The sequence below is a fragment of the Pseudopedobacter sp. genome (genome assembly GCF_040392825.1).
GTDB lineage: Bacteria > Bacteroidota > Bacteroidia > Sphingobacteriales > Sphingobacteriaceae > Pseudopedobacter.
In genome coordinates, this window is the sequence record NZ_JBEBVH010000228.1 from 1 (window position 1) to 6,689 (window position 6,689).

The 6,689-nt window shown below is 36.9% G+C and carries 10 protein-coding genes; 5 read left to right on the plus strand and 5 right to left on the minus strand.

Translation table 11 applies throughout. The annotated features are described in order from the left end of the window. Together ABWO41_RS14105 and aroQ are read right to left on the minus strand one after the other, a co-directional pair. Positions 1 to 245 (minus strand): outer membrane beta-barrel protein (locus tag ABWO41_RS14105; protein WP_353139296.1); only part of this gene is annotated, 245 nt, incomplete at its 3' end. A 61-nt stretch (positions 246 to 306) separates the two neighbouring features. Continuing rightward, positions 307 to 720 (minus strand): type II 3-dehydroquinate dehydratase, encoded by a 414-nt coding sequence (gene aroQ / locus ABWO41_RS14110; RefSeq protein ID WP_353139299.1) that lies wholly within the window; start codon positions 718 to 720, stop codon positions 307 to 309. A 36-nt stretch (positions 721 to 756) separates the two neighbouring features. On the opposite strand from aroQ, the gene xerD reads away from it, so the two are divergent. After that, positions 757 to 1,656: a site-specific tyrosine recombinase XerD gene (gene xerD / locus ABWO41_RS14115; protein WP_353139302.1), complete on the plus strand. Its 900-nt coding sequence runs from the start codon at positions 757 to 759 to the stop codon at positions 1,654 to 1,656. Here the strand turns inward: xerD and prmC are convergent. After that, positions 1,641 to 2,474: a peptide chain release factor N(5)-glutamine methyltransferase gene (prmC, locus tag ABWO41_RS14120; RefSeq protein WP_353139305.1), complete on the minus strand. Its 834-nt coding sequence runs from the start codon at positions 2,472 to 2,474 to the stop codon at positions 1,641 to 1,643. The two genes, xerD and prmC, sit on opposite strands and share 16 nt — an antisense overlap. Before the next feature lie 59 nt (positions 2,475 to 2,533). Between prmC and ribD the strand changes: the two genes are divergently transcribed. The 4 genes from ribD to ABWO41_RS14140 are packed head-to-tail and all read left to right on the plus strand — an operon-like array spanning position 2,534 to position 5,915. Further along, positions 2,534 to 3,577, plus strand: coding sequence for a bifunctional diaminohydroxyphosphoribosylaminopyrimidine deaminase/5-amino-6-(5-phosphoribosylamino)uracil reductase RibD (ribD, locus tag ABWO41_RS14125; protein ID WP_353139308.1), 1,044 nt, complete (start codon positions 2,534 to 2,536; stop codon positions 3,575 to 3,577). 8 nt (positions 3,578 to 3,585) lie between these two features. Further along, positions 3,586 to 4,434 (plus strand): EamA/RhaT family transporter, encoded by an 849-nt coding sequence (locus ABWO41_RS14130; RefSeq protein WP_353139311.1) that lies wholly within the window; start codon positions 3,586 to 3,588, stop codon positions 4,432 to 4,434. Next, positions 4,434 to 5,048 (plus strand): IMPACT family protein, encoded by a 615-nt coding sequence (locus ABWO41_RS14135; protein WP_353139314.1) that lies wholly within the window; start codon positions 4,434 to 4,436, stop codon positions 5,046 to 5,048. The genes ABWO41_RS14130 and ABWO41_RS14135 overlap by 1 nt, the downstream gene beginning before the upstream one ends. Positions 5,049 to 5,054: 6 nt before the next feature. Then, positions 5,055 to 5,915, plus strand: a complete 861-nt coding sequence (locus tag ABWO41_RS14140) for a nucleoside phosphorylase (RefSeq protein ID WP_353139317.1) — start codon at positions 5,055 to 5,057, stop codon at positions 5,913 to 5,915. A 124-nt stretch (positions 5,916 to 6,039) separates the two neighbouring features. Here ABWO41_RS14140 and ABWO41_RS14145 read toward each other — a convergent pair whose 3' ends face one another. Together ABWO41_RS14145 and ABWO41_RS14150 are read right to left on the minus strand one after the other, a co-directional pair. Continuing rightward, complete coding sequence (locus tag ABWO41_RS14145) at positions 6,040 to 6,216, minus strand: hypothetical protein (protein ID WP_353139320.1); 177 nt, start codon at positions 6,214 to 6,216, stop codon at positions 6,040 to 6,042. A gap of 30 nt (positions 6,217 to 6,246) precedes the next feature. After that, positions 6,247 to 6,600 carry a transposase gene (locus ABWO41_RS14150; protein WP_353139323.1) on the minus strand — a complete coding sequence of 118 codons (354 nt, stop codon included), beginning with the start codon at positions 6,598 to 6,600 and terminating at the stop codon, positions 6,247 to 6,249. Positions 6,601 to 6,689 lie beyond the last annotated feature (89 nt).

Here is a 6,689-nt window from a genome sequence, read left to right on the forward strand (position 1 = left end):
ACATCCACTTTATACCCCTTACCTTGAAAAGATAATCCAGGCTGAAAAGAAAATTTCTCACTGATAGCAACATCTACGAACCCGGTAAGATGAAAAGAAGTTTGAGATTTAGGTGAAATTGACATGCCCTGGCTACTAATGTCCATGTTTGCAAAGTTTACCCCCGCTTTTAAACCATACTTTAATTGTGCATTTGCGAAGCTCACTGTGAGCGCAAAAGCTGTAGCTAATAAAATTTTCTTCATTATTTAATTGATTTTCGAATCGAATATATAAATATTTATTTGATTCGAAAAAAAATAACGATTACAAAAATGAAGTTAAGGCAAGCTCATAAGATTTTAACCCAAATCCCGCAATAACCCCTTTACAATTTCCTGCTATCATGCTATGGTGTCTGAAAGACTCCCTTGCATGTACATTAGAAATATGAACCTCAATTACGGGAACCTGTATTGCAGCAATTGCATCTGTCAGTGCTATGGAAGTGTGTGTATAGGCGCCAGCATTTAAAATAATACCATCAAAGCTGAAACCAACTTCGTGTAGTTTATTAATCAGCTCTCCTTCCACATTACTCTGAAAATAATGCAGATTAATTTCCGCATATTTTGATTTTAAAGTTTCCAAATAGCTTTCGAAACCTTCGCTTCCATAGATGCCAGGTTCTCTTTTACCTAATAAATTTAGATTTGGTCCGTTGATTATTTGTATATTCATCACCTCAAACTTATCATTTAATTTCGAAAAGATAAAGTGAATTGGTCAGCAGAAAAAAAAGCATTTGAAACGTATTTGAAATTGGAACGTTCTCTGTCTAAAAATTCAATAAATGCTTACATAAATGATGTAGATAAACTGGTGCAATTCCTGTCTATGCAAACAGAGCCCAAGAGTTTGCTTAAAGTTACAACACAAGATTTAAGAGATTTTATTAAATGGATAAATGAATTCGGATTAATAGCTTCTACACAATCCCGGATTATAAGCGGTATTAAATCATTTTATAAGTTTTTATTATTGGAAGACTTAATTAAACACGATCCTGCGGATAATCTGGAAAGCCCCAAAATCAGGAGAAAGTTGCCAGAAGTACTGTCTGTGAACGAGGTCAATATGATGCTTGACGGCCTGGATTTATCACGACCGGAAAATATCAGAAATAAAGCCATGCTCGAAATTTTATATAGTTCCGGTCTCCGCGTAAGCGAGCTGATTAGCTTAAAGCTATCAGATCTGTATAAAGAACTGGAGTTTATAAAAGTCACGGGAAAGGGAAATAAAGAAAGGCTTGTGCCCATTGGTTCTTCTGCATTAAAACACCTCGAAATTTACCTTCAGCATGTAAGAAACCAACTCAGGATACAAAAAGGAAACGAAGATTTTATTTTTTTAAACAAAAGAGGCAGTAAGCTTTCCAGAGTAATGGTTTTTATGATAATTAAAGATTTGGCATTAGCTGTAGGTATCAAAAAAAATATAAGTCCGCATACATTCCGGCATTCCTTCGCAACACATTTAATTGAAGGAGGTGCAGATTTAAGAGCCGTTCAGGAAATGTTAGGACACGAAAGCATCACCACTACAGAAATCTACACACATTTAGACAGAGACTTTTTAAAGCAAACCATTACACAATATCATCCAAGGAGCTGAGCCTTAAGTATCCTGAAATTATTGTTTAAATCTTTAATTAATAATACCTTAAAGCCTTTACCTGCAAGTAATTCTTCAGTCTCGTATGCCAGATATTGATTGATCTCAAAATAAAGAAAACCATTTCTTTTGAGCCTTTTCAATGCAAAATCAGAGATTTTATCATAAAACACCAAAGGCATCTCATTGCTTACGAAAAGCGCCAGATGGGGTTCATAATCCAGAACATTTCTATGCATTTCCTGTTTCTCCTGTTCTGTTACATATGGCGGATTACTTACAATTACATCAAAAAAAGGATAGTTTTCCGGTTTCAGATCCAGCGCATCATCCTGATAGAAACTGATGTCCACCCTATTTAATTCTGCATTTTCCTTTGCTACTTTCAAAGCCTTTTCAGAAATATCCATCGTACTTACTGATGCCATTCCCAGATTTTTTTTCAGCGAAACAGGTATACAGCCACTTCCGGTACCTATATCTAAAATGCTAATAGTTTGATTATTATGATTTTTGATAATCTCGTGAACCAGTTCCTCAGTTTCCGGGCGTGGTATCAATACATCTTCATTTACAATAAATTTTAGTCCGTAAAAATCTGCCTTACCTATAATGTGCTGTGGTGGTTTTCCTTTTGCTAAATCGGGTAATATCGAAAGTAATCTTTCTCCTTTGGCATCTTCTATCTCTGTTATCAAACTGTTTTTTATACCCAGCAGATCTTCCAAAAGATACCTGATAAGACTATCTATTTCTCCCCGATCGTATAAATCAGCAAGAACCCTATTGAATTCTTCTTTAATTTCTGAAAGTCGCATGAATAGAACTAAAAGCGCAAATTAAAGAAATTATAAGCACAAATGATTAAATTTGATTCGTGGTAAATGACTCTCTTTTTATGAAAAGAGCTATAGAGTTAGCTCTTCTTGGTGCAGGAAATGTTAGTCCAAATCCTATGGTCGGCGCTGTTGTAGTACTTAATGAACAGATTATTGGTGAAGGATATCACGAAAAATACGGACAAGCTCATGCAGAGGTTAATGCCATAAGGGATGTTGTGAATAATTTCCCGAATGCCGCCGAGCTGTTAAAGAAAGCCACTTTATATGTTACTTTAGAACCTTGTGCGCATTTCGGAAAAACACCACCGTGTGCAGATTTAATTATAGAACATGGGATTCCAAAAGTAGTTATAGGTTCCAGAGATCCGTTTGATTCTGTTAATGGGAAAGGTATAGAAAAGTTGTTACTTGCTGGAAAAGAAGTCACCACAGGCATTTTAGAGGCTGAATGCCTGGAACTGAACAGACGATTTTTTACCCGTGTGCAGAAACAGCGTCCCTACGTTATTCTAAAATGGGCACAAACGGCTAACGGCTTTTTTGCTCCGGAGAATCATCAGCAGCGGTGGATTACCGGAAAAGAAAGTAAACTACTGGTGCACAAATGGCGGGCAGAAGAAGATTGTTTGTTAATTGGCAAGAATACAGCTATTATAGACAATCCGCAATTAAACGTAAGATTAGTACAGGGAAGAAATCCCAGGAGAGCCGTTATAGATAAAAATTTAGCACTCCCACCACATTTGAACTTATTAGATAATAGTCAGGATACATTTATTTTTAATGCCATCGAAACTAAAATTGATGGTAAAAATAAATACATTGCAATTGAAGATTTCGATCATTTTTTACCACAATATATCTTATATCAACTGTATCTTCAGGATATACAATCCGTCATCATAGAAGGAGGCGTAACAACCTTAGAGTCTTTTATAAAACACGACCTGTGGGACGAAGCCCGTATTTTTACTTCCGAAGATTATTGGGAAAGAGGAATTAAAGCTCCTGCAATTCGGGGAACACAGATCAGTTCAGATAAAATAGGTTTGGACACATTAACCATTCTGAAACACTAAATCTTTATATGGCTTATTTAATTATAGCAATTTTCTGTAGCGTTATTGTGAGTATAAACCTAAAGCTGTTAAAAAGATACTATACCAATTCTTTTCAGGCTATTGTTTTTAACTACCCTACTGCTTTAATCCTATCCTATTTTCTTTTCAATCCTGGTTTTGAAGAATCTCCTAGCGGTAACCAGTTCCTCATTTTCTCCATTATGGCTTTTATGATGCTGTCATTGTTTTATTTTATCAGTAAAAGCATCCAAACATCAGGCATTGTAATCACAGCTATTGGACAAAGGCTGTCGCTCATTATTCCTGTACTGGCAGCTTTTATGATCTTTAACGAATCGCTCAGCATTTTTAAGTTATCCGGACTGGTTATCGGTTTTCTTGCCATTTACTTCTCGGTTCCCAAAGCTAAATTTGCCGCTAACAATATTAATTATTGGTATCCTTTTATCGTATTCTTTGGAACCGGAGTTTTGGATATTTTCTTCAATATGATTACCCAGTTCTCCAATCTTAGCTTTACCACTTCCCTGTTTTATATATTTGCCATAGCTACCGTTCTGGGAATATTTACGCTACTTTATTTAAAAGTAAATGGCAAATTAGATTTTCAGTTAAAGGCGCTGTTTGCCGGTGTCGTTTTAGGCTTTTTTAATTTTGCGTCAATCTACTTCTACATTAAAGCGCTGGCTACAGAATCAGACCGGCCTTCTATTGTATTTTCGGCAATGGATATTGGTGTTATCGCCTCGGGTTCGCTAGTAGGCTTTTTAATGTTTAAAGAAAAGCTCACAATGTTGAATAAAGTAGGTATTGCATTAGCTATAATAGCTATTTGTATTCTTACATTTGCCTGATGTTATTTGAAGACACTTATCGTACCATTCAAAATGCTTCAGAGGGAGTTTTTAGGGATAAGGGAAGTAAGTTTATCGCTTACGCCTACCCGCTTACCGACGAAAGCGAAGTAAAGGACATCGTTTTTCAATTAAAAAAAGAGCATCCTAAAGCCAGGCATCATTGCTATGCATGGAGATTAACCACCGACAGAAATGTTTTCCGGATTAATGATGACGGAGAACCATCCGGAACAGCGGGCCGACCAATTCTCAACACACTATTATCCAAAGATGTAACGAATATCCTGGTTGTAGTGGTAAGATATTTTGGCGGCATATTATTAGGAGTTCCGGGCCTGATAAATGCGTATAAGATGGCCACAGAAGATGCACTTGCTCATGCAGATATTATAGAAAAAACAGTTAACGATATTTATTTACTGTCTTTTGATTATTTGCAGATGAACGATGTTATGCGGGTTATCAAGGAAGAAGAGTTAAGCCCCAGCAATCAGTCGTTTGATTTACAATGTGCTATGGAGATAGCCATTCGCAAGTCTGAATTGAATAAAGTGCTGGGAAAAATAGAGAAAATAGAAGGTGTACAAACAAAATACCTGAAAACAATATAAAATAAAATGAATAAGATCTCCGAAACAGACCTGATATTAAATCCTGACGGAAGTGTTTACCATTTAAATCTTCTTCCGGAAGATATTGGGAATACAATCTTTACCGTTGGCGATCCGGAAAGAGTTAAAGAAGTAAGCAAACATTTTGATTCTGTTGAACTGAGAAAATCTAAACGTGAATTTGTTACACATACCGGAGTGCTGAGAGGACAAAGAGTCTCTGTTATTTCAACAGGTATAGGTACAGATAATATTGATATTGTGCTGAATGAACTGGATGCCCTGGTGAATATAGATCTACATAAACGAATCGTTAAAGACGAGCTGACTTCCCTGAACATTATCAGACTGGGGACATCGGGAAGTATCCGGGAAGATGTTCCTGTTGGAACTATCCTGGCTTCTACACATGGCCTGGGACTTGATTCGCTGATGAATTTCTATCATAGAAAGCTAACCGGAGATGAATTACTACTGGAAAACAACCTGAATAATTACTTCGAAAATGAAGATTTAATTCCCTATATAACAGCTTGTAACGGAAAGTTACTGGATAAATTATGTTTCGATCTGGAAAAAGGGATTACAGTTAGCGCACCCGGTTTTTATGCTCCACAAGGCAGAAATGTACGGGCCAAGGGAAGTTTACCTCAACTGATGGAAAAATTAAAACGGTACGAATTCGAAAACCATGTGATAACCAATATAGAAATGGAAACGGCCGGAATTTATGCGCTGGCAAATACACTCGGACATAAAGCTGTTTCTGTTAATGCTATTGTTGCCGACAGATTAAAAGGGAAATTTGCTTCTAACCCTCAACAGGTTATCAATAAAATGATTGAGACAGTGCTTTCAAGGGTATAAGCTGATGTTAGATCATGCTAAATAATGTCTCTAGCGCAAGTATGAAGCATTAGCCACGTGCGGCTGATTACTTGTGCCTTCATTAGCAAACCCTTTCGTAACCTCTATCATACCGTTAACGCTTCTACAAAATCAATGGCAACATACCTTTCATTCCAAAATAGTCTTTTGCACTACTGTATAGATAATCCTCTGCTTTTTCCACAATGCCTGCCGTTACAGGATTGTTGTGGATATAATCCAAACATTCATGTGCCTGCCTTTCTTCTTTTAATTGTATGGGCTGGTTGTCTTGTCTCATAAAGAAAAATTTATATTGTTACTGTTCTTTTTACCTGCTCTTTCCATTAGCCACAACAGCCCTGCTTGCGGCTGGCAGGCACTCCCGCCTACTCTCCTGTGGATGGTTTCTTATCTCTTGTCTCAACCGCTCTGATGTATGCCTCTTCATATCCCGCATAACGTTTTCTAACCTGTCTTTATTTGTTCCTATCAGCATGTGAATATGGCTCGTCATAATGCACCATCCGTATACTTCCAAACCTTTATTATCTATACAATATTTCCAACTGTCCAGCATTACCCGTTTATACTCGTTTCTTATAAACAGGTCTATCCAGTTAACAACGGCAAACGTGACGAAATAGAGTTCGTCCTGTTCATGGAATTTGTATTTTCTGCTCATCAGTTATTCTTACTATTATTTAAAGGCCTCTTGAGCGGCCCAGCTCAAGCTACTTTTTCCGCAAAAAGTAGCCAAAAACTCCCGGCTGC